Consider the following 20,260-nt stretch of genomic DNA (forward strand, 5'->3'; position numbering starts at 1 on the left):
TTAACATCCCGTTTACGGAATGGATGTCAGCCCCGCGGAAAGCTGCCCCAGCCAAAAGCGGCTAAATCGATGTCCGCCGGCGCGCCGTCAAAGACCACGAAGCGGTACCTGGCAAGGTAGGTCTCCCCCGGCGCAAGGGGAAAGCCCTGCTCCACCACCGGGGTGACTGAGAGGTAGGGCATGTCGGGATGTACGCGTACGAACTGGGGACCGCGGAAGTCCGCCGGGTGGGGAAATACCGCCACGCCCGACGTGCCGCCCCCGTCCTTTACTACAAGATCCCCGTAAATGGCCGTCCACTCCGGGCGGGTATGGTTGGCGGCCGCCCGGTTCAGTCCTTCGTCGGTCAGGAAACGGGCCGGGCCGGTAAATGCCGCGGTATCGGACTCGTTCCACTCGGCACTGCCCCGTAGCCCCAGTCCGCCGTAGGTATAGCGGTCGAGGTAAAGCGTATCCCCGCTGACGTTGGTCTGTTCGCTGCGCAGGTCCCAGACGTAGGGGGCGGCATTATCGTAGACGCGTACGCGCCAGTCCTCGCTCAGGACCGGTCCGTGCTGGAGGCTGACCTGCTCGAGCCGCGCCCGGAAGCCGACCACGCTGGCCGAATCGAAGGTTTCAAGCAGTTCAACGTGGCGTACCGTTCCCGTACCCTGGTGCTGGTTCCAGAAGTCGACATGGTCGCCGCGGAAGGTCGTGCTCGTCCAGGCGGTGAAAATTCCGTGTTGGTGGGTATGTCCGACGGGGAAATCGTCGGTAACGATCCGCCCGGCCGGGCTGTATACCGGATGGATGAATCCGCTGCGGATGTAGTATGCGGGGAGGCTGTCCGGGAACCGGTAATGAGGAAGCTGCGGCGTAATGGCGTAGCGGAGCACCGGCCGGCCGTCGATGCGGATGGTGACTTCGTCCTCCAGGGCGGAGAGGGTTATTCGGTCCTTATTCCGGGCGGATCCGCAAGCCGCCCACCAAAAGAATGCTATTATGGCTAAGCCCTTGACTGCCCTCATCGGTTATCTTTATACTTCCGCACCAAAATAAGCCTACCGTGCAAGAATCTCCCCCCTCCTGTCCCATCCCCCGCTGGCAGCTTTTGAAACAGGAACTGAAGAATGTTGGTCCCGAGGAATTCGATCACCTGCGCGCCGCCGCCGAAAAAGGAACCCTGATCGACGTGCGCAGTGAAGCGGAGTACGGTGATTTTCACCTGGAGGGCGCCCGGAACATCAACTACCTGGGGCCGAACTTCCTGGAGGAGATGGACCGCCTCGATCCCGATAAAACCTACCTGGTGTACTGCCGTAGCGGTCGCCGTAGCGTACGCGCCTGTACCCTGATGAAAAACGCAGGATTGAAAAATCTGGTCCACCTCGACGGTGGCATAAACGCTTACGCCGAATGAATCGCTTCCTCCTATTCGTCCTACTGCTCGGGGTACTAGCCTGCGGGCAGGGCACGGAAACCGATGCTCCTTCCACGGAAAGCCCCGTACCTGCGTCGGCGGCGCCCGCATACGGACAACTGAGTCCCGCGGCCTTTGCCGATAAAATGGAGGAAGAGGGGGTCGTGCTACTGGACGTGCGTACGCCCGAAGAAATTGCCGTCGGTAAGATCGACGGCGCCGTGGAGATGGACTACAACGATCCCGACTTCGCCAAACAACTGGCGACCCTGGAGAAGGGCCCTACTTACCTCGTGTACTGCGCCAGTGGCGGACGTAGCAATAAGGCCTGCACCATGATGGCGGAAGCCGGCTTCGAGCACGTATATAACCTGGAGGGTGGCTTTACGGCCTGGGAGCAGCAGTAGAACAAACATCCCCGCCGGGCCGCTTAAGTAAGAAACAGTATGGAAAATTGGCTGACCGCGCCGTGGGACGTGATCCTAAAAACGATCGCCTCCGCGATCGCGATCTTTGTGATCATCATTATCTACGTGCGGATCGCGGGGTTGCGGACCTTCGCCAAGATGTCGAGCTTCGACTTCGCGTCCACCATCGCTATTGGCACCATCCTGGCGTCCACGCTGATGAACACCGATAGCTCCCTGCTGAAGGGGGCGGTTGCACTCGGTACCATTTTGGGGTTTCAGCAGATGTACACCGCCCTCAAGATCCGAAGCAAGGCGTTCGCGGATGCGGCGGAAAACGACCCGGTGTTGCTTATGGACGGCAGCACCATCCTGTACGACAACCTTCACCGCACCAATGTGAGCCAGTCGGACCTGATGGCCAAGCTCCGGGAAGCGAACGTGCTGCGAATGAGCCAGGTCATGGCCGTCGTGCTGGAGACCACCGGCGATATTTCGGTACTGCACCAGGAAGGGTCCGAGCCGCTGGACGATATCCTGCTGGAGGGCGTGCAGCGGTAATGCCTACCTTTGCCGCATGGCGGATTACCGGATCGAAGAAAACGAAGATTGGGGCAGCTGGCATGCCGTACTGGATACGGTCTACGCCGGCAATCCCCAGTACGTCTACCCCCTGCGCAGCGATATCGAAGGCATCCTGAGCGAAAAGAACGCGGCCTACGACGGGCAAAACCTACGGCGGTGGATCGTCCGGGACGGCACGCGGCCGGTAGGACGGATAGCGGCTTTTATCGATACCGAGCGAAACAAACAACTCACGCTCCCCGTCGGGGGCATCGGCTTCTTCGAAAGCATTGACGACGCGGTGGTCGCCGACCTGCTCTTCACCGAAGCCGAAAATTACCTCCGCGAGCGCGGCATGCAGGCGGTTGACGGCCCGATCAATTTTGGGGAGCGGGATAAATTTTGGGGGTTGCTCGTGCGCGGTTGGTATCGGCCGATCTACCAGGAAACGTACAATCCGCCCTACTACCTGCCCTTTTTCGAAAACCGCGGTTACCAGCCCCACGAGCAGTGTCTGACCATGCGCGGCGTGGTGTCCGAATTTCCGGGAGAGCGGCTCGGCAAACTAGCGGCACGGGTGCGGGAACGCTACGGCCTGTACACCGAGCAGATCCGGTCGAATAACTTGCGCAAGGGGGCCGAGGACTTCGCCGAAGCCTACAACGCCGCCTTCAACCACTGGCCCTACTTCATGCCCCTGACGGGCGACGACATCTACCCCACCTTCCGGCAAATGAAGCCCATCATGGACCCCCATTTGACGTGCATCGCGTATAACCGGGAGGGCCGGCCGATCGGACTGGCCGGGCTCATTCCCGACATTAACTGCTTCCTCGGCGGCGTAAACGGCAAACTGAATTGGCGGGGCCTTCCCAAATTCCTGTACCGGCTGAAGTTTCAGCGGCAGCCGCGCAACTGCAAGGGCATCGCCTTCGGGATCGCCCGGGAATACCAACGGCAGGGCGTCTACCCCCTGATGGTCGACGCCATGTTCCAGAGCGGCGACCGGCACACCAGTCGTACGTACCGCTACGTGGATATGGCTACGATCCGTGGACACAACAAACTCATGGTCGACACCTGCCGCCAGATGAATACTGATATTCACCGGGTACATCTGGCCTACCGCAAGGCGCTTACCCCCGACGCCAACTGGGAACCCTTCGAGAAGCTGGACGTCAGCGAAGTGCCCATGGGGAAGTACGGCGTCGCTTAGGGTAGAGCCGTCCCCGTTCCCGCTACAATTATCGTCCGAAATCGGCCACAACACCTACGGGCCCGTCCACGCCTGCACGGAGACGAATGTGCATAACCCCGAAGTTTTCCACGTATAAATCTTTTTATCCACAGCCTTTTCAACAACAATTTGTTAGAAAAACAACCTACCTTTGATTCCTGATGGCGAAGGATAAACAATACGATCGGCGTAACAACGGCAATGGCAACGGCTACGTCGCCACGGCCTACTCCAACCGTAATCGGCTGGAAGAAGCCAACCTGCCCGCTTATAGCAAACTGCCCCCCCAGGCACCCGATCTGGAGGAGGCCATTCTGGCCGCCATCCTTATCGAGAAGGAGGCGATGACCAAGGTGCTCGACATCATCTCGCCGGATTCCTTCTATAAGCCCGCCCACCAGGCTATTTACCGGAGTATGCGGCGGCTCTTCGAGCGCAGCCAGCCCATCGACCTGCTGATGGTCATGGAGGACCTGCGGAAGCACGAGGAACTGGAAGTCGTAGGGGGTGCCGCCTACCTCGCCCAGCTCACCGGCAAGGTGACCAGCTCGGCCAACATCGAGTACCACGCCCGCATCGTCACGGAAAAGTTCATTCAGCGGGAGCTGATTCGGACCAGTACCGAGATCATCCGGGATGCCTACGAAGACAGCACCGACGTGCTCGACCTACTAGATAAGGCGGGCAACTTCGTCTTCGAGATCACGGAGCGCAACATGGGCAAGCAGGTAGCCGATATGGGCACCCTGGCCAATCAGATCCTCGATCAGCTCACCATGCTGCGGGAAAAGGAGGACGGCCTGACCGGTATCCCCACCGGCTTCACCGAGCTCGACCGCCTGACCTCCGGTTTGCAGCCTTCGGACCTTATCATCGTGGCCGCCCGCCCCGCCATGGGTAAGACGAGTTTCGTACTCTCCATGGCGCGCAACGCCGCCGCCGAGTACGGTCATGGCGTGGCCGTGTTCAGCCTAGAGATGAGTGCTACCCAGCTGGCCGGCCGGATCTTCAGCCAGGACGCGGAGGTCAACGGCCAAAAGATGCGGAACGGCAAGTTCACCGAAGACGAGTGGGCGCGGCTCGTCAACGCCATGAACCACATCGGGGAAGCCCCCATCTACATCGACGACACCCCCGGTATCAACGTCTTCGAACTCCGGGCCAAGTGCCGGCGCCTGAAGCTCGAAAAGGGCATCAGCATGGTCATCATCGACTACCTGCAGCTGATGTCCGGCAGCGGGGAAGCCAATAAGGGCGGTAACCGCGAACAGGAGGTCTCGGCCATCAGCCGGTCGCTGAAGGGCCTGGCCAAGGAACTGGAAGTACCCGTCATCGCCCTGTCTCAGCTCAGCCGCGCCGTGGAGACGCGGGGCGGAGATAAGCGCCCGCAGCTCAGTGACTTACGAGAATCGGGGTCCATCGAGCAGGACGCCGACATGGTCATGTTCCTCTACCGACCGGAATACTACAAGATTACGGAAGACGAACAGGGCAACAGCCTCGTCGGCGTGGCCGAGATCATCGTGGGCAAAAACCGCCACGGCGAGGCCCGCGACATCCGCCTGCGCTTCGACAGCGACTTCGCCCGCTTCAGCGATCTCGACGATCCCGACTTCGACCTGCTCCCCTCCAATGCCATCACCGGCGGACAGCCCCAGCAACCCTACGGCGGCGGTACCCTGCCCAGCAAGATGAATACGGACGACGATATTCCGTTCTAGTTAGCCCTCGCGGCCAGCCCTCCCGCGGGCGATTTACCTATCTTACCGAAGCACCCAAGCCTTCGGTATGCAACTCTATACGGACTTCGTCTACTGGCTCACCGTTCAGCCCACCAACTACCTGCTGATCCTCGCCATCATCGGCCTGCTGCTCTTCACGGTGGGGCTCATACTGGGCTATCTGCTCCAACGCGGCAAAACCAACAAAGCACTGCGAAAATTGGCCCTGGCGGAACGGGAAAAAGCCGAAATGCAGCAAAAGCTCGCGGCCGGCGACGCGGAACAAAACACCCTCGCCCGCCAATTGGTCAAGATCACTACCGAGAAGGACGACACCCTCGTCCAGCTTCGTGAAGTGAGCGGTAACCTGGGCAAAATCTCCGCGGATCTACGCAAGCTCCAGGCCACCAACGAACAACTCAGCGCCACCAACCAGACCTACGCCACCACCATTGAGGACCTGAACGACCAGGTGATCGGCCTGAAAACCCGCAACGAGCAGCTACTGAAGGGCATCGACGGGGAAACTTTCGCGCCGGGCGCGGGAGCAACGAATCCGTCCCCGAACGCGCTGGAAGCCCTGGAGCGGCGGTTGCGGATTCTGGAAGACCGGCTCGCCGATAAACCGGACACCGGTGGAGACCCCCCCGTCGACCTGGGCAAACCCCGCCACCGCGTCCGGATCGGGACGGCCGAAGTTCCCTTCGAAGGGCAACGCGACGATCTCATGCGCATCCACGCCATCGGCCCCTTCAACCAAAGCCAGCTCAATAATGCGGGGGTGTATACCTACCGGCAGATCGCCAATTGGACGGATGAGGACCTGGCGGACTATGCCGCCCGCATCGGGTACGTAGCCGACATCATGCGCGAGGAGGATTGGATCGGCCAGGCCCGAAACCTGGCGGATAGTATTGCGTCAGGGGCGGCAATCGTCGAGCCCCGTGCCCCAGATCCGACGGACCTGACCGTAATCGACGGCATCGATCCGAAGGTCGCGGGCATACTGAAGGAAGCCGGCGTGAAGGATCTGACCACCCTAGCCGAAACGCCCGTCGACGAACTACGCGCCATGCTCGAACAGGCCGGTGAGGCCAATGCCGTGCACCGCAGCGCGGACTGGCCCGAACAGGCAGCTCTGATCGTAGCCGACCTAACGGAGCGGTCGGTTTAACGAAGCACCGAAATCTCGCCCCGATACGTCAGGGTTTGCCCGTCCAGGAAGGAGACCTCCGCGGTGTAGACGTATACCCCCGTATTGGCATCCCGGCCGTCGGCACTCTGCCCGTCCCAGATCACCGTTCCGTCCAGGCAGTTTACCGGTAAGTTCTCGGCCTCGAACATCAGTCCACCCCAGCGGTCGAAAATCTGAACCAGGGGAATCGCGGTCACGCCGCGGCAGGCGAAGATGCGGAAGTCCTCGTTCCGCCCGTCCCGGTTCGGGCTGAAGGCCGTAGGAATGTACACGTTGCGGTTGGGGTCGATCTCCACCAGAATATCCTCGATGGCCTGACAGCCGTTCGGGTTGGTGGCGGTGAAGGTGTAGTTGACGTTCCCCAGCGCGAAGACGGTAGGATTCCGGATGCTGTCGGAAGACAGGTAGGTACCCGGCGTCCACTGGTAGGTGTAGTTACCGGGGGGACTGACAACCGGGTTCAGTTGCTCCAGGCTGTCGCCGAGCTCCACGATCAGGCGGTTCGGAAGGTCGATGGTGATTTCCTCGGGCTGATCGATGGTGAAATTCTGTTCTGCGCTACACCCTACCGAGTCGAACACGGTCACCGTCAGCGCTCCGGCGAAGGCCAGTCCGGGGTTGCGCACCGGGATGAGGAAGCCATCATTGTTGAGCATGTAGGTGAAGTCGTCCAGGTCGGAAGCCTGCCCCCCGAAGGCGGTGTCGATCATCACCGAAGTGGTTTCGCCGAAGCAGAGCGGATCCTGAATGCTTTCCACCGCAAAGGTGATCGGCTGGGGTTCGATGACGGTGTACTGGAGGCTATCCTGGCAACCTTCTACGTCGGTCACGGTAACCCCGTAGGTGCCGGGGGCCAGTTCGTTCGCCACGCCGTCGTCGTTGTCGGCTACGTTGGACGTCCATTGGTAGGGGTTGTCCGGAAACGCATTGTTGTTGTTGCTGCTTACGAATACCGCGAGGCGGCCGTCCGCGTCACCGTTGCAGGTAACTGTAGGGGTGGTCAGCTCGTCGTCGATCGCCAGCACCAGGGCGTCGGGTTCCAGGATGGTGAGCTCCTGGGGAGTGGCTACACAGCCGTTGGCATCGGATATATTCACTTCGTAGGTGCCGGCTCCCACGCCGGTGATGGCGTTGCCGCTTTCCGGCCGCGCCGTCCAGTCGTACGTGTAACCCGGCGTGCCTCCTTCCACGATGACCGTAGCGCTGCCGTTCTGTTGGCCGTTGCAGCTCGCATCGACGATTTCCTGGTCGAAGGTGAATTCAGGCGGACTGGGAATGGTGTCGGTAAATTGCTGCGGGCATAAGCCATCGGTGACGGTGACCGTGATGGGACCGCGGGACAGATCAGTTACGGTCGCCTCAATCCGGTTCTCGGTGGTATCGCCACTGGACCAGTAAAAATCGAAAGTCGGCGTCGAACCATCGGTCAGCCGCGCCGAGAAGGTCGCCGAACCGTCGGTGGTGGATTCGTCCGGGCAACTGACGGGCACGAGGCTGGTGAACTCCCCGGTGATGCCCACGGGCTCTTCCAGTACGAAGGTCGTGTCGAAGGGGGGCTGGCAATTGTTGGCGTCGGTGATGGTCACGCTATAGGTGCCGGCGCTGAGCCCGGTGAGGCTACTGGCCGTGGTGCCCGCTCCGTCCACCGACCAGTCGTAGCGATAGGGGCGGGTGCCTCCGCTGGGGTACAGGAAGATGCTGCCATTTTCGTCGCCGAGACAGACCGGCTGAACGAGCGCGACGCTGTCCAGACCGACCAGGCCGGGGCTGGCCACCTCACCGAGGGCCTGGGATACGCAATTGTTGGAGATCGTCACCTCAAAGAGGTAGAACCCGACCTCTAAATCGGCGGTGGTGCGGGTGCCGATGTCGACCTGTTCGCCGATGCTTCCGTCCGGTTCGAGCCGGTACCAGACCGTTTCGGTAATCGTCGTGCCGGGAGGTGGCGTGACCTCGGCGAAGAGCTGGCCGTCGCTGCTGTCGGTACAGGAAACCGAATCGGTCTGAATCGGGGATATGGCCGCCCGGGGCGGAGCCGTGATCCGGAAGGTGGTCGAGTCAATGCAGCCCCGCGCATCCGTGACGATCACGACGTAGTTGGTATCCGGCTGCAGGTCACCGATGAAGTTGGTATCCACCACCAGGCTATCGAAGGTCATCAGGCTATCGACGGGGTCGGGGAGGCTGTCGTTCCTGAAGCGGAACTGGTAGGGGCCGGTGCCACCGGACACCTGCACCGTGGCGGTACCGAAGGTATCGGGGCAGGCGAAGTTGGTGATGATCAGGTCCTCGATGAAAAGGCTGTCGGGTTCCACGATCTCGAACGTATCGGTGGTAATACAGACGGCGGGGTCCTGGTCGCGGACGGTCACCAGGTAAGTTCCTTCGGGGAGGTTGTCGTACACCAGCGGACTTCCGACCGGTATATTCGTATAAGCCTGAAGCACCGTACCGTCGAGAGCGGACAAACGGGATTCGAAGGGCGGGGTAGCTCCGCGCGTACCCACTACGTTGGCGTTTACGGAGAGGCTACCGTCCACTTCGCCGAAGCAGCTGATGTCGCTGACGGTCACGTCCGGTACGATCTCCTTATCGGTCTGTATAACAAACTCCCCCTCCAGGATACTCGACGAGCAGCCTACGGAGTCCGTGGCGATCACGGTATACGTACCCGGTTCCAGGTCGGCGCGGTTGACCGTCCGACCGGTACGCGTTTCACCGTCCGAGAAGGTGAAGGTGTAGCCATTGGCTCCGGGTACACCGCCCCGGGCTTCCAGGGTCACCGTACCGTCCGAGGAGCCGCGGCAGGAGGCATCGTCGGTGGCCGGGGCGCCGGCGATGATCACTTCACTGCGGGCCGGGAGGCGGAAGGACTGGGAGAGTACCGGGCAGCCGGTAGCTACGTTGGTCACCGTAACCGAATAAAGATTTCCCGGCGTCACGTTGCGGATGGTGTCCGTCGTCTCCCCCGTACTCCAGTTCACGGTGTAGCCGTTCTCGGTGGGATTGGTGATGAGCTGGGAACCGGCGTTCACGTTGATCTCCACCGTCAGGGCGTAGTCGATACTGCCGGCGCAGGACCCACCGGTGGCGTCGACGACGAAGGGGATAAACTCGTCGTCCTCGTCGAGGAAGAGCAGGCGGGGGTTGGAGTTAACCGTGGCGCCGGTGGCATCCTCCGCTTCAATCTGGTAGTTTCCGCCCGAGAGGTTGTCGAACACGACAATGCCGCCGTCATTGGCAACCGTTTCCGTAGTAAGCAGGGTACCGCCGCCACTAATTAGCCGAACGGTGTAGGGGGCCGTTCCGCCGGTGATGGCGGCGGTCAGCATGCCGTCGGCCGCGCCCGGGCAGCTTACCTCCTGGATGGCGACCGCACCAACGGTCAGGTTAGCCGACGGGGGCGGCTCGGCGCAGGTCGCCGTGTGGGTAACCGTTTGCTGGTAACCGCAACCGATGCCGTCTTCGATCACGATCTCGTAGTCCCCCGCTTCCGGCACGGTGTAGCTGACCACGTCGCCGTGGCGGATCGGGCCCGAAGCCACGCTACCGGCGGCTCCCGTGGCCGTGTTGGTGATGGAGATGTTGTAGTCCGCCGTACCACGCAGTTCACTCACGCCGCCCAGCACTTCGAAACTGCCGCTGCAGTCGGTGGTGCTTTGGGTGGCATTTTGGGCTTCGATCGGCAGCAGGAATGCTACGGTGAAATTTTGATCCGTACTTACGTTGATACACTCCGTAGTCACGTCCGTTTCCCGTTCTACGATGGCGATCGCATTATTCGGGTCCGCGGCATTCAGGGAGTCGATGGTGATGGGGGCCAGCGAGAAGGCCGCCCCACCCCCAAAGGCGGTCAGTAAAGCTAAATTGTCGTTGTCGACGTTGAGATCGTAGTTCGGTGGGGAGTTGTAATAACCGCTCGGAGCGCCAACCAGGATTTCTCCATCGTAGGGTGGAAATCCGAGGTCTACGATACAGGGGTCTCCCTCGATATCCGCTTTGGTATTCCCCTCAACGGATGGATTACAAGCAAAAAACGCAAACCCGATACCGGACTGGGTTTCCGGAACGGGGTCTCCGGTGAGGATTTGCGAGCCTTCCTCAAAATCGACCGTAATCCCATCGTTGAAGCAAAGGAAGATGGTATCCGGGCGGGCGGCGTAGGCTACCGGCCCGGTAGGAGGTGTAGCACCGAAGCTATTGTTTGAAACATTGATGTTCGTAAAGCCAGCCACATTACCCGCATCGCTGTCGCATACTACCTTTTCCAACTGCTTCGTTGAAGAAGCGGCTACGGTAGTACGCTGGAGCGGGGAGAATAGCGTGGTTTGAGCGGATAAACTTCCGCCGCACAGCCCTACGCAAACCAGAAATATTGGCAGTGCTAGGTTGGATGTACGGCGTTTGAGTGTGATGTTCATAAGCATACAAAGGGTAAAACCACCAAAGGTATCTGGCGGGTGCAACTTCGTAGCAACGCCCGGTTCCGGAAATTCATTGCACCCGCGCGCCGCCGCAATCGATTTATGTCGCCAACGGGCGGAAGGGCTAAAACATGATGCCCAGCATGATCACGATGCTGTTCAGCTTGCCGCGGCTGTTGTCTTCACCGGCCGAGCGACCCGCGCGCAGGATGTCCGTATCGTTATCGGTGGTCACGTCGAGGAAGCCCGACTGAAAGCCGATGCCGCCGATCAGGGAGGAAGAGGTCGAAATGGCGTACTCCACGCCGCCGCCGATGCCCCAGCTGAGGTTCAGGGCGTTCACCGCCGAGCCGATCTTGAAGTTTTCGCTGTCGTCGATGCCCGCTACGCCTTCGAGGCTACCGCGGGAGCTGGTATTGATGCCCAGGGCGATGCTTGGTCGCACGAAGTAGCGTACGTAGCCGAACTCCCGGGTGCGCAGCGTCAGGCCGAGCGGAATCTCCACGTACTGCAGGGAGTAGTCGAAGGTGGCACCGGGCAGGTCATTGGGGTTGGGGGGATTCTGGAAGGTCTCGTCGAGGGCTTCGCGCCAGATGTCCACGTACTCGAACCCATTGGGGCTGTCGTCGTAGCGTAGTGCGCCACCGGACCCGAAGTGGACGTTCAGGCCGGTGTGGATGCTGTAGTTGTCCTGGAAGTAATACTCGGCCATCAGCCCCAGTTTGATCCCGAGGTTCGTACCGTCGCTCTCGATCAGGTTGTTATCGGTCGTGAGGTAGCTGAAAGCCGGGCTTAGCTGGATGCCGAACTGGATGGGATTGTACTGGGCCACGGCGCTCAGCGACGACAGCAGGAAGAGATAGGGGAGGATGAGCTTCTTCATTCGGTAATAATCGGGTTTACTAGTCGTTGTCAAACGAGCTCTTCTACCCGGTGTTTAGACGATTCATGAAAGTTAGTAGCCCCCTCCCCCTTCTTTCCCTCCTTTTGGTCTTCTTCCTGTCAGCCTGCACGGCCGACGAGCCGCCCCCGCCCGACGTGAGCGACATATCCGTCGACCTGGAAGTTTTACGCTTCGACCGCGAAATTCCCGCCCTCGATACCACCCGCCTGGGCGAGGAGCTGGAGCGGCTGGACCGCACCTACGGCAGCTTCACCGACGTCTTTTTCACCCACCTCGTGCCGGTGCGGCGGGGCGATTTCAGTCCGGCGGAAGGCCAGCGGGTGCTGCAGGCCTACCTGGACTTCCCACTTACCGACTTCGTGGATTCGCTGGTCGCCGAACGTTTTCCGGAGGGCGCGGGCGCCGCCCCGATAGCTATCGGGGAGGTACAGGAGCTAATCGAAGACTTCGAGCAATCCCTCCGCTACTACCAACACTACCTACCCGGTGCCCCGGTACCCGATACCCTGGTCCTCTACGATACCCACTTCGAGCTGGCGGCCTTCCTCTATGGCGACGGGGAGCTGGCGGCCGGACTGGATTTCTTCCTCGGCCCCGATTTCGACTATTCCCAGGTCAACCCCGAGGAACCGATCTTCTCCAATTACCTCGCCACCAGCTACACCCCCGCCCACTTCACCGGCAAGCTGCTGCGCGTACTCATCGAAGACCGCTACCCCCTGCCCCGCAGCGGCCGCATGCTCGATTACCTCATCTACGAAGGCAAAAAGCTCTATCTCCTCGAACACCTCATGCCGGAAACCCCGGACGCCGTGGTGTACGAAGTCACCGAGGAGCAGATGGACTGGCTCCGGGAAAACGAGACGCCCATCTACGCCTACCTCCAGCGGGAAGAGCTACTCTTCAGCACCGACGTCAATAAGATCAATAAGTACACCCGCCCGGCCCCCTACACCCCGGGCATGCCCCAGGAATCGCCCGGCGGCGCGGTCAACTACCTCGGCCGCCAGATCGTGGCCGCGTACATGAACCAGCACCCCGACGTCACCCTCCCCGAGCTCATGGCCATGGAAGACGCCCAGGCGATCCTGCAGGGGGCCCGGTACAAACCGCGGTAGAACGCGAAGCAGCGGCCCGAATGGTGTAATTTTAGCCATGCGCTCGTTCCCCCTTCTGCTGTTGTTGTGGCTCGCTTGCCGAAGCCCTTTTGCCGCCCAGTCCGCTGACGGGCCTCCTCTCTTACTCGACGCCGATACCGCCAACGAGATCGACGATCTCTACGCCATTGCGTACCTGCTGGGAGCAACGGACGTAAACTGGGTGGGCCTGAACTCCGCCCAGTGGTTTCACCAGTACTCCGGCGACAGCACCGTGCACCAGAGCCAGCGGCTGAACGAAGAACTCCTCGCCCTCGCCGGGCGCACGGACCTGCCGCACCCCCTCGGCGCCGACAGCATCATGGGCATGCCCTGGGGCGGCTACGAACCGCGCAACAGCCCCGCCGCACAATTCATCATCGAGCGGGCGCGGGCGGCGGGCGCAGGAGAAAAGAAACTCACCGTCCTATGCATCGGCGCGAGCACCAACCTCGCTTCGGCGATCGCGCTGGCCCCCGATATCACCGACCATATTCGCGCCTACGTGCTCGGTTTCCAGTACGATACCACGGGCGGTTTCTGGAACAAGGATGAGTTCAATATCCGCCGCGACCTCAACGCCGCCAACTATCTACTCAACGCGGAAGGCCTGGAGCTGCACGTCATGCCTACTTCGACGGCCATCCAGTACCAATTCGCCCAAGACAACGCCTTTGCCAGACTGGAGCAAAGCGGCGCCATCGGTGCCTACCTCAAACAGCGCTGGCTCCACCACGCCCCCGACGCCGAACGATGGGTGATGTGGGACGTCGCCCTCCTCCAGGCCTACCTCCGGCCGGAGCAGGCGACCGAGATCCGGGTCACCACTCCACCGGAAAACACCCGGCGCCAGGTCTGGCTTTACACCGACATCGACGAGGCGGCGATGGCCGAAGATTTCTGGAACCGATTAACGAGCTACGAATGAAGGTGATCCGCACCACCAACGCCGACCCCAGATACCGGTCTTTGGTCCGGGAGCTCGACCGCTTCCTCGCCGTTACCGACGGCGAGGACCACGGGTTTTACGACCAGTTCAATGGCTCGGACGATATCCCCTACGTACTGGTGGCGGAAGCGGAAGGGGAGGCCGTCGCCTGTGGTGCCCTCAAGCCCTACGACCCCACCACCCTGGAGGTCAAACGGATGTACACCGCCGAAGCCTACCGCGGCCGGGGCATTGCCGTACGCCTACTTCAGGAACTGGAAGCCTGGGCCCGGGAACTCGGTTACCGGCGGCTGGTGCTCGAAACCGGTAAGCGACAGGTAGCGGCCATCCGACTCTACGAGAAGTACGGATTCAGCCGGATGGCGGAAAATTACGGTCCGTATCGCACGATGGACAATAGCGTTTGCATGGAGCGGATGCTTTGATCGGTAGGCTACCCTTCAATACTCCCCCCAGCGGCGGGGGAAGCGGTAGAGATACGGGGCCCGATGGGAGGCGCCGGTAAATTTTTTGGAGACCCGCTCGAGTGCGTCCAGATCGAGGATCTTCTTCTGGAAATTATTCCGGGCGAACGGACGCTGGAAGACGGTTTCGTACAGCTTCTTCACCTCCTTCATGGTGAACTGGGCCGGGAGTAAATAGAACGCCAGCCGCCCTTCGTCAAACTGGAGCCGGATGGTCGCCAGCGCATCGGCAATCATCTCGTTGTGGTCCATGATCAGGGTGGGGAGGGCATTGACTTCGGTCCATTCGATAGCGGTATCGACCGGTGTTTTCGTGGGGCTGACGGTGGTAAGATCCACCAGCGCGTAATACCCGATGGATACGAAGCGCCGGGTTATCCACTGCAGTTCGTCGGTAACCCCGGGATCCAGGCCCTGTCGTTCCAGCGCGCCGCCGATCAGTCGGTCGAAGTAGGGTCGGTTCGTCCGGCCCGCCGTGCCGTAAACGCCGAATTGGTGGAGGTAAAAGTCGGTTATACCCGTACGATCCGCGATTATCCTGCGCGCGGCGCCCTCGATGCCTTCCTCCTGCCGGATGAACCCGCTGGGTAGGGCGAAGAGATCCTCCCCCACGTCCAGGTTGGGCACCAGTACCTTCAGCTTGTTTGCCTCGTATCCTACGATCACGCAATCGATGGAAAGCTGCTGGATGAAGTTCTGCCCCTGCCGCAGCCGTTCCAGGCGAGGTTGTCCGGATGTTTCGGTGTTGGCCGCCGTTGAATCAGTTAGCATGCGGAAAAGGTAAGGAACAATCGAGCTATTGTCTTTTCCGGTAGACAATATCCCGGATGCACTATCTTGGAGGCTTATCTACGATCACTGCAATGACCTTTCGCCTCCTTTCCGCCATCCTAGCCGTGGTGCTTTTTCTTCCGGCCTGTACCGAGCCGGTCGTCCCCGAAGCCTCGGTACTCGTTTTCAGTAAAACGGCCGGTTTCCGCCATGAATCCATCGAAGCCGGTCAGGCTGCCTTGAAAAAGATGGCCGAAGCGAAGGACTTCACCGTGGAATTCACGGAGGACGCCGAGGTGTTCAACCAGCGCAAGCTCGAAGGCTACCACGCCGTAGTGTTTCTGAATACCACCGGCAACATCCTCAATCCCGAGCAACAGGAAGCCTTCGAACGCTTCATCCAGGCCGGCGGCGGCTACGTGGGCATCCACTCGGCCACCGATACGGAGTACGAATGGCCCTGGTACGGCAAACTGGCCGGTGCCTGGTTCCTCGATCACCCCAGCGATCCCAGCAACGTTCAAACGGGCACCTTTACCGTGCTCGATACCACCAGCTGGGCTACGGACATGATGCCCGACCAATTCGAATGGACCGACGAATTCTACAGCTTCCGCGACATTTCCGACGCGATCCAGCCCGTGCTGACCGTTGACGAATCCACCTACCAGGGCGGCAATAACCCGGATTTTCACCCCATGAGCTGGTACCACGATTTCGACGGGGGGCGCGCCTTTTACACCGCTCTCGGCCATACGCCGGAAGCCTTTTCCGAGCAGATGTTCCTGGACCACCTCTACGCCGGGATCCGCTACGCTACGGGTTGGGAGGAACCCGTGGAATTGGATTTCAACCAGTCTCGCCCCGAAGAAAACCGGTTTGCCAAGGTCGTGCTGGCCGAAGGGCTCAACGAGCCGATGGAGCTGACCGTACTGGATGAAGACCGTATCCTCTTTATCGAGCGAAAGGGCGACATCAAGCTGTATAAGAACAGCACCGGGGAGCTGACCACCATCGCCTCCCTGCCGGTAAGCACGGTGTACACCAGCGAAACCGGTGAAACCTCCACCGCCGAGGACGGATTGCTGGGCCTGAATAAAGATCCCGACTTCGCGGATAACCAATTCATTTACGTTTTTTATTCGGACCCCGATACCTCGGCGAACGTCCTTTCCCGCTTCACCATGAACGGCGACGCGATCGACCTCGACTCCAAGGTTGAGATGCTGGCCGTCGCCGTACAGCGGCTGGAATGCTGCCACACCGGCGGTTCCATCGATTTCGATGCCGAGGGGAACCTCTACCTCAGTACGGGCGACAATACCAACCCTCACGCTTCCAATGGCTATAGCCCGAGCGACGAGCGGCCCGGCCGCTTCCCCTGGGACGCCCAAAAGTCATCGGCCAATACCAACGACCTGCGCGGTAAGATCATCCGCATCACGCCCCAGGACGACGGCAGCTACACCATTCCCGCGGGCAACCTCTTCCCGGAAGGAACCGAACGTACCCGGCCGGAGATCTACACCATGGGCCACCGCAACCCCTTCCGGATTTACGTGGATAAGCATACCGGCTACGTGTACTGGGGCGACGTAGGACCGGACGCCCGCCAGGCCGACCCGGCCCGCGGTCCGGCCGGTCATGACGAGGTGGGACAGGCGCGCGGACCCGGCAACTTCGGCTGGCCGCACTTCGTCGGTGACAACAAAGCCTACCACCGCTACGACTTTGCCACCGAAACCTCCGGCGAGGAGTGGAACCCCGAGGCACCCGTGAACCGCTCACCAAACAATACCGGTCTGGAAACCTTGCCCCCGGCCCGGGAAGCCTTCATCTGGTACCCCTATGGCAGCTCGCCCGACTTCCCCATCGTAGGCAGTGGCGCACGGAACGCCATGGCCGGACCGGTATTCTACAGCGAAGACTACCCGGACGCCGAGCGCGCTTTCCCCGATTACTACGACGGCAAATTCCTGGCCTACGATTGGATGCGCGGCTGGATTATGGCCGTAACGATGGATGACGAAGGCAACCTTCAGCAAATGGAGCGTTTCATGCCGAACTATAAATTCAGCAACCCGATGGACATGCAGTTCGCGGACAACGGCGACCTGTATATGCTCGAGTACGGCTCCGGCTGGTTCTCCCAGAACCCCGACGCCCGCCTGGTGCGCATCGAGTACAACGGCGGTAACCGACAGCCACAGGCCACCGCCATTGCCGACAATACCGGTGGCGTGCTCCCCCTCACCGTCAATCTTTCCGCCGAAGACGTGGAGGATCCCGACAACGATGACCTGACCTACCGTTGGGTGGTGACCAGTGACAAAGGCTACAACGAGGCCTTCGACACCAAGGAGGTGAAGCTGGATCTGAACGAGCCCGCCAGCTACACCGCCCAACTGACGGTTTCCGACGGCCAGGGCGGCGAAGCGAAATCGAACGTCCAAATCTCCGCCGGCAACGCCGTACCCGACGTACGCTTGGATCTGGCGGGCGCGAACCGCAGCTTCTTTACTCCCGGCGAGCCGATACGGTACACCGTAGAGGTAGCAGACGCCGAAGACGGCAGCCTCGGTCAGGGAATCGCGGAAGGGCAGGTAGCGCTGACCATGGATTACCTCGCGGAAGGCTATGACCAGGTTGAGATTGCCCGGAGCCACCGGGGAGCCGATGCCGGTGCCATCGCGATGCAGGGAGAAAGCCTCATCAACGAAAACGACTGCATCAGCTGCCACGCGATCGAGAAGGAATCGGTGGGCCCCACCTACCAGGCCGTGGCCGCCCGCTACGCCGGTGAATCCGGTGCCCGCGACTACCTGGTAGGCAAGATCATCAACGGCGGCGGCGGCGTCTGGGGCGAGAACGTGATGTCCGCCCACCCCGATCTGGACGAGGAGGCGGCGGAGACCATGGTCGACTACATCCTCGCTCTCGACACCGGGGCTGACGTCAAGAAGCTTCCGCTGGCCGGCACCTATACGCCGGAACTGCCGGAGAACGACCCGGGACAGGGCGTGTACTACCTCCGCGCGGCCTATACCGATAAGGGCGCCCCGGGCCTCGGTTCGCTGATGGCGGAAGACGTGCTTATCCTGCGCAACAGCAACGTCGGCGTACACACCTACGACGAAACCGATAAGATTCAACCTTTCACCACCGGCCCCATGCGCGTTTCCATCGCTGGCGGTGACGGTGCCTATATGATGCTGCGGGACGTGGACTTGACCGGCGTGACCGGACTTACGGTCTCCGCCACGGCGCCCAAGCCGCGGGCCAATGCCGTGGGTGGTATGATCGAGCTGCACCTCGACGGACCGGACGGTCCACTAGTCGGACAGTCCGGGATGCTGGAACCCACGGAGGAGTTCAGCTTTGCGCCAAACTTGCTGGAGATACCCATCGAGCTTCCCGAAGACGCCGGGCAGGCAATGCATGACCTCTATCTCGTTTTCGTTAATGACGGCCACCCCGACGATACCATCATGGTTGTCACCGGAACCCGTTTCCACGTGGGTGGTGGCGGGGGCCAGATGAGTCGCTAGGCCGGCTTCTCGCCGCGGAAGTAGAAGCCCAGTCCCCGCTCCAGTCGCTCCGGCAGTTCCGGGAGGGCGGAGCGGGGGATGAGCAGCGAACTGATGTGGTGCAGGTCGCGAAAGATCTTGTGCCGCTCGGCGGTCTGCGCCAGGTAGCTGTGGCCGGAGGAGCCGCCCGTACCGATCTTGTTGCCGATCATGCGCATCACCATCTGGGCGTGGCGGTAGCGCCAGGTGGTGAGGGATTCGTCGATGACCATTAGTTCGGTCAGCAACTGAAAGGGGATATTGAGGATGGGCTGGTCCCGGTAGAGATTAATGAGCAGGGCCGCGATCGTAGCGTCGTAGCTCAACCGCGCCTCCCCGGCCTCGACCATTCGGTCGTGCTCCTCGCGGTCGAGGACGTGGTGGAAGTAGGTCGTCGTGTCACCGAGTACCCGCAGGCGCATCTCCTTCATATTGGGGCTTAGTTCGCTGTCGCGGATGTGCTGCTGGTCGCGCGCGATCATCCGCTCTACGGCTTGTTTGTAGGCGGACAGGAAGTCGAAGTCGCCGAACTGCAGGAAGGGCGTCCGTTCCAACCAGCGCTCTACCAAGTCGAATAGGCTGCCGCCCCGCTCGACGGTACCCAAGCGTTCCTGCTGTTCCTCGGTGAATACGGACTTATAGGATTTGCCGTGGTAGGTAAGCCGGTCTTCCTCGCGCAGGCCCAGCGTGGTCTCGATGAGGCGAAACTGCACGCTCTGGAAGCCGGAGGCGGGGAAGAGGTAATCCCGAAAGTCCAGGAAGTCCAGCGGCGTCATCGTCTCCATCACTTTCACCTGCTCGATCAGCAGATCGATGATGACGTTGACCCGCCGGAGCCGGAGCAGTACCGTGTGCATATTGTCCTCCCGTACCCGCTCCTCGCGAAACAGCAGCAACACCGAATCCAACTCCGTCAGGATCTGCTTGAACCACAGCTCGCACACCTGGTGCATGATGATGAACAGCATCTCGTCGTGGGCCGACTCCCCGACCGCTTTACTGCGTTCCTTCTGCAGGGAGAGCAGGGCATCCAGCTCCAGGTAATTGTGGTAGTGGATGGTGGTGTATTTGTCGGACATGGGGGGGAGGGTAAGTACGATATTTGAAGTACGATTTACAAAGTACAAAGGGCTGCCGCACGGGGTGGCTCGCCTGCGGCTCTTTTTCCTCAATACAGATTTCGCAGATTTGCTTCGCGGCTGCCTTCGGCGGTTAGGGCACGGATTAAACACGGATTTTCTTGGCGCGGTAGCTCGCCTGCGGCTCCGGCCACCATTCGTGAGCTGCGCTCGGGGTCATCGTGGGTTGTAAATCTCGCTTGCTGCTCGAAGGCTTCACAACACGAGTTGGCATCCCTTCGTAGCTCGCCTCCGGCTCGTTTTCCTCACCACAGATTTCGCGGATTTGCTTCGCAGCTTCCTTCGGCGATTAGGGCACGGATTAAACACTGATTTTCTTCACGCGGTAGCTCGCTTGCGGCTCGTGGTATTTACGGTTCGTGAGCGCTGTTCGCGGTGATTTCG

General features: G+C 60.8%; 15 protein-coding genes. 10 read left to right on the plus strand and 5 right to left on the minus strand.

What is annotated here, in order from left to right; all coding sequences use genetic code 11:
• Window positions 1–26: 26 nt before the first annotated feature.
• The gene (locus tag CLV84_RS00350) at window positions 27–1,007 is read right to left on the minus strand and encodes a DUF6807 domain-containing protein (protein WP_104417756.1); all 981 of its coding nucleotides are present in this window, start codon (window positions 1,005–1,007) and stop codon (window positions 27–29) included.
• 38 nt (window positions 1,008–1,045) lie between these two features.
• On the opposite strand from CLV84_RS00350, the gene CLV84_RS00355 reads away from it, so the two are divergent.
• The 6 genes from CLV84_RS00355 (at window position 1,046) to CLV84_RS00380 (ending at window position 6,502) form a co-directional block, all read left to right on the plus strand.
• Window positions 1,046–1,399, plus strand: coding sequence for a rhodanese-like domain-containing protein (locus CLV84_RS00355; protein WP_104417757.1), 354 nt, complete (start codon window positions 1,046–1,048; stop codon window positions 1,397–1,399).
• Complete coding sequence (locus CLV84_RS00360) at window positions 1,396–1,806, plus strand: rhodanese-like domain-containing protein (RefSeq protein WP_104417758.1); 411 nt, start codon at window positions 1,396–1,398, stop codon at window positions 1,804–1,806. Before CLV84_RS00355 ends, CLV84_RS00360 begins: the two co-directional genes overlap by 4 nt.
• A 39-nt stretch (window positions 1,807–1,845) precedes the next feature.
• Window positions 1,846–2,367 carry a DUF421 domain-containing protein gene (locus CLV84_RS00365; protein WP_104417759.1) on the plus strand — a complete coding sequence of 174 codons (522 nt, stop codon included), beginning with the start codon at window positions 1,846–1,848 and terminating at the stop codon, window positions 2,365–2,367.
• Window positions 2,368–2,383: 16 nt separating this feature from the next.
• Window positions 2,384–3,586: a hypothetical protein gene (locus tag CLV84_RS00370; RefSeq protein WP_104417760.1), complete on the plus strand. Its 1,203-nt coding sequence runs from the start codon at window positions 2,384–2,386 to the stop codon at window positions 3,584–3,586.
• Window positions 3,587–3,768: 182 nt separating this feature from the next.
• Window positions 3,769–5,328 carry a replicative DNA helicase gene (gene dnaB, locus CLV84_RS00375; protein WP_104417761.1) on the plus strand — a complete coding sequence of 520 codons (1,560 nt, stop codon included), beginning with the start codon at window positions 3,769–3,771 and terminating at the stop codon, window positions 5,326–5,328.
• 67 nt (window positions 5,329–5,395) lie between these two features.
• Window positions 5,396–6,502: a helix-hairpin-helix domain-containing protein gene (locus CLV84_RS00380; RefSeq protein WP_104417762.1), complete on the plus strand. Its 1,107-nt coding sequence runs from the start codon at window positions 5,396–5,398 to the stop codon at window positions 6,500–6,502.
• Here the strand turns inward: CLV84_RS00380 and CLV84_RS00385 are convergent.
• Together CLV84_RS00385 and CLV84_RS00390 are read right to left on the minus strand one after the other, a co-directional pair.
• Complete coding sequence (locus CLV84_RS00385) at window positions 6,499–10,944, minus strand: T9SS type B sorting domain-containing protein (RefSeq protein WP_170067507.1); 4,446 nt, start codon at window positions 10,942–10,944, stop codon at window positions 6,499–6,501. The two genes, CLV84_RS00380 and CLV84_RS00385, sit on opposite strands and share 4 nt — an antisense overlap.
• A 127-nt stretch (window positions 10,945–11,071) precedes the next feature.
• On the minus strand, window positions 11,072–11,830 hold the full coding sequence (locus CLV84_RS00390) for a porin family protein (protein WP_104417764.1): 759 nt from the start codon (window positions 11,828–11,830) through the stop codon (window positions 11,072–11,074).
• Window positions 11,831–11,895: 65 nt separating this feature from the next.
• Here CLV84_RS00390 and CLV84_RS00395 point away from each other — a divergent pair, with 65 nt between their 5' ends.
• Genes CLV84_RS00395 through CLV84_RS00405 form a run of 3 tightly spaced genes read left to right on the plus strand, consistent with a single transcriptional unit; the run spans window position 11,896 to window position 14,361 of the window.
• Window positions 11,896–12,969: a gliding motility protein GldB-related protein gene (locus CLV84_RS00395; RefSeq protein WP_146088657.1), complete on the plus strand. Its 1,074-nt coding sequence runs from the start codon at window positions 11,896–11,898 to the stop codon at window positions 12,967–12,969.
• Window positions 12,970–13,006: 37 nt separating this feature from the next.
• Window positions 13,007–13,915, plus strand: coding sequence for a nucleoside hydrolase (locus CLV84_RS00400; RefSeq protein WP_104417766.1), 909 nt, complete (start codon window positions 13,007–13,009; stop codon window positions 13,913–13,915).
• Window positions 13,912–14,361, plus strand: a complete 450-nt coding sequence (locus tag CLV84_RS00405; RefSeq protein WP_104417767.1) for a GNAT family N-acetyltransferase — start codon at window positions 13,912–13,914, stop codon at window positions 14,359–14,361. The genes CLV84_RS00400 and CLV84_RS00405 overlap by 4 nt, the downstream gene beginning before the upstream one ends.
• A gap of 15 nt (window positions 14,362–14,376) precedes the next feature.
• On the opposite strand, the gene CLV84_RS00410 is transcribed toward CLV84_RS00405, so the two are convergent.
• A complete protein-coding gene (locus CLV84_RS00410) occupies window positions 14,377–15,171 on the minus strand; it encodes an NUDIX hydrolase (RefSeq protein ID WP_211295109.1) in 795 nt (264 codons plus the stop codon).
• A 92-nt stretch (window positions 15,172–15,263) separates the two neighbouring features.
• Here CLV84_RS00410 and CLV84_RS00415 point away from each other — a divergent pair, with 92 nt between their 5' ends.
• On the plus strand, window positions 15,264–18,719 hold the full coding sequence (locus CLV84_RS00415) for a ThuA domain-containing protein (protein ID WP_104417768.1): 3,456 nt from the start codon (window positions 15,264–15,266) through the stop codon (window positions 18,717–18,719).
• Here the strand turns inward: CLV84_RS00415 and CLV84_RS00420 are convergent.
• Entirely contained in the window at window positions 18,716–19,816 is a 1,101-nt protein-coding gene (locus CLV84_RS00420; RefSeq protein WP_104417769.1) for a tryptophan 2,3-dioxygenase family protein, read from the minus strand. The genes CLV84_RS00415 and CLV84_RS00420 overlap by 4 nt on opposite strands.
• Window positions 19,817–20,260 lie beyond the last annotated feature (444 nt).

This window comes from Neolewinella xylanilytica (assembly GCF_002934605.1).
Lineage (GTDB): Bacteria > Bacteroidota > Bacteroidia > Chitinophagales > Saprospiraceae > Neolewinella > Neolewinella xylanilytica.

What these genes read in the sequence shown, in the direction of transcription:
- CLV84_RS00395 (WP_146088657.1), top strand. Translation starts at nt 11,896, where the DNA reads ATGAAAGTTAGTAGCCCCCTCCCCCTTCTTTCCCTCCTTTTGGTCTTC.
- CLV84_RS00385 (WP_170067507.1), bottom strand. Translation starts at nt 10,944, where the DNA reads ATGAACATCACACTCAAACGCCGTACATCCAACCTAGCACTGCCAATA.
- dnaB (WP_104417761.1), top strand. Translation starts at nt 3,769, where the DNA reads ATGGCGAAGGATAAACAATACGATCGGCGTAACAACGGCAATGGCAAC.
- CLV84_RS00400 (WP_104417766.1), top strand. Translation starts at nt 13,007, where the DNA reads ATGCGCTCGTTCCCCCTTCTGCTGTTGTTGTGGCTCGCTTGCCGAAGC.
- CLV84_RS00365 (WP_104417759.1), top strand. Translation starts at nt 1,846, where the DNA reads ATGGAAAATTGGCTGACCGCGCCGTGGGACGTGATCCTAAAAACGATC.
- CLV84_RS00390 (WP_104417764.1), bottom strand. Translation starts at nt 11,830, where the DNA reads ATGAAGAAGCTCATCCTCCCCTATCTCTTCCTGCTGTCGTCGCTGAGC.
- CLV84_RS00380 (WP_104417762.1), top strand. Translation starts at nt 5,396, where the DNA reads ATGCAACTCTATACGGACTTCGTCTACTGGCTCACCGTTCAGCCCACC.
- CLV84_RS00350 (WP_104417756.1), bottom strand. Translation starts at nt 1,007, where the DNA reads ATGAGGGCAGTCAAGGGCTTAGCCATAATAGCATTCTTTTGGTGGGCG.
- CLV84_RS00360 (WP_104417758.1), top strand. Translation starts at nt 1,396, where the DNA reads ATGAATCGCTTCCTCCTATTCGTCCTACTGCTCGGGGTACTAGCCTGC.
- CLV84_RS00415 (WP_104417768.1), top strand. Translation starts at nt 15,264, where the DNA reads ATGACCTTTCGCCTCCTTTCCGCCATCCTAGCCGTGGTGCTTTTTCTT.
- CLV84_RS00410 (WP_211295109.1), bottom strand. Translation starts at nt 15,171, where the DNA reads ATGCTAACTGATTCAACGGCGGCCAACACCGAAACATCCGGACAACCT.
- CLV84_RS00370 (WP_104417760.1), top strand. Translation starts at nt 2,384, where the DNA reads ATGGCGGATTACCGGATCGAAGAAAACGAAGATTGGGGCAGCTGGCAT.
- CLV84_RS00420 (WP_104417769.1), bottom strand. Translation starts at nt 19,816, where the DNA reads ATGTCCGACAAATACACCACCATCCACTACCACAATTACCTGGAGCTG.
- CLV84_RS00405 (WP_104417767.1), top strand. Translation starts at nt 13,912, where the DNA reads ATGAAGGTGATCCGCACCACCAACGCCGACCCCAGATACCGGTCTTTG.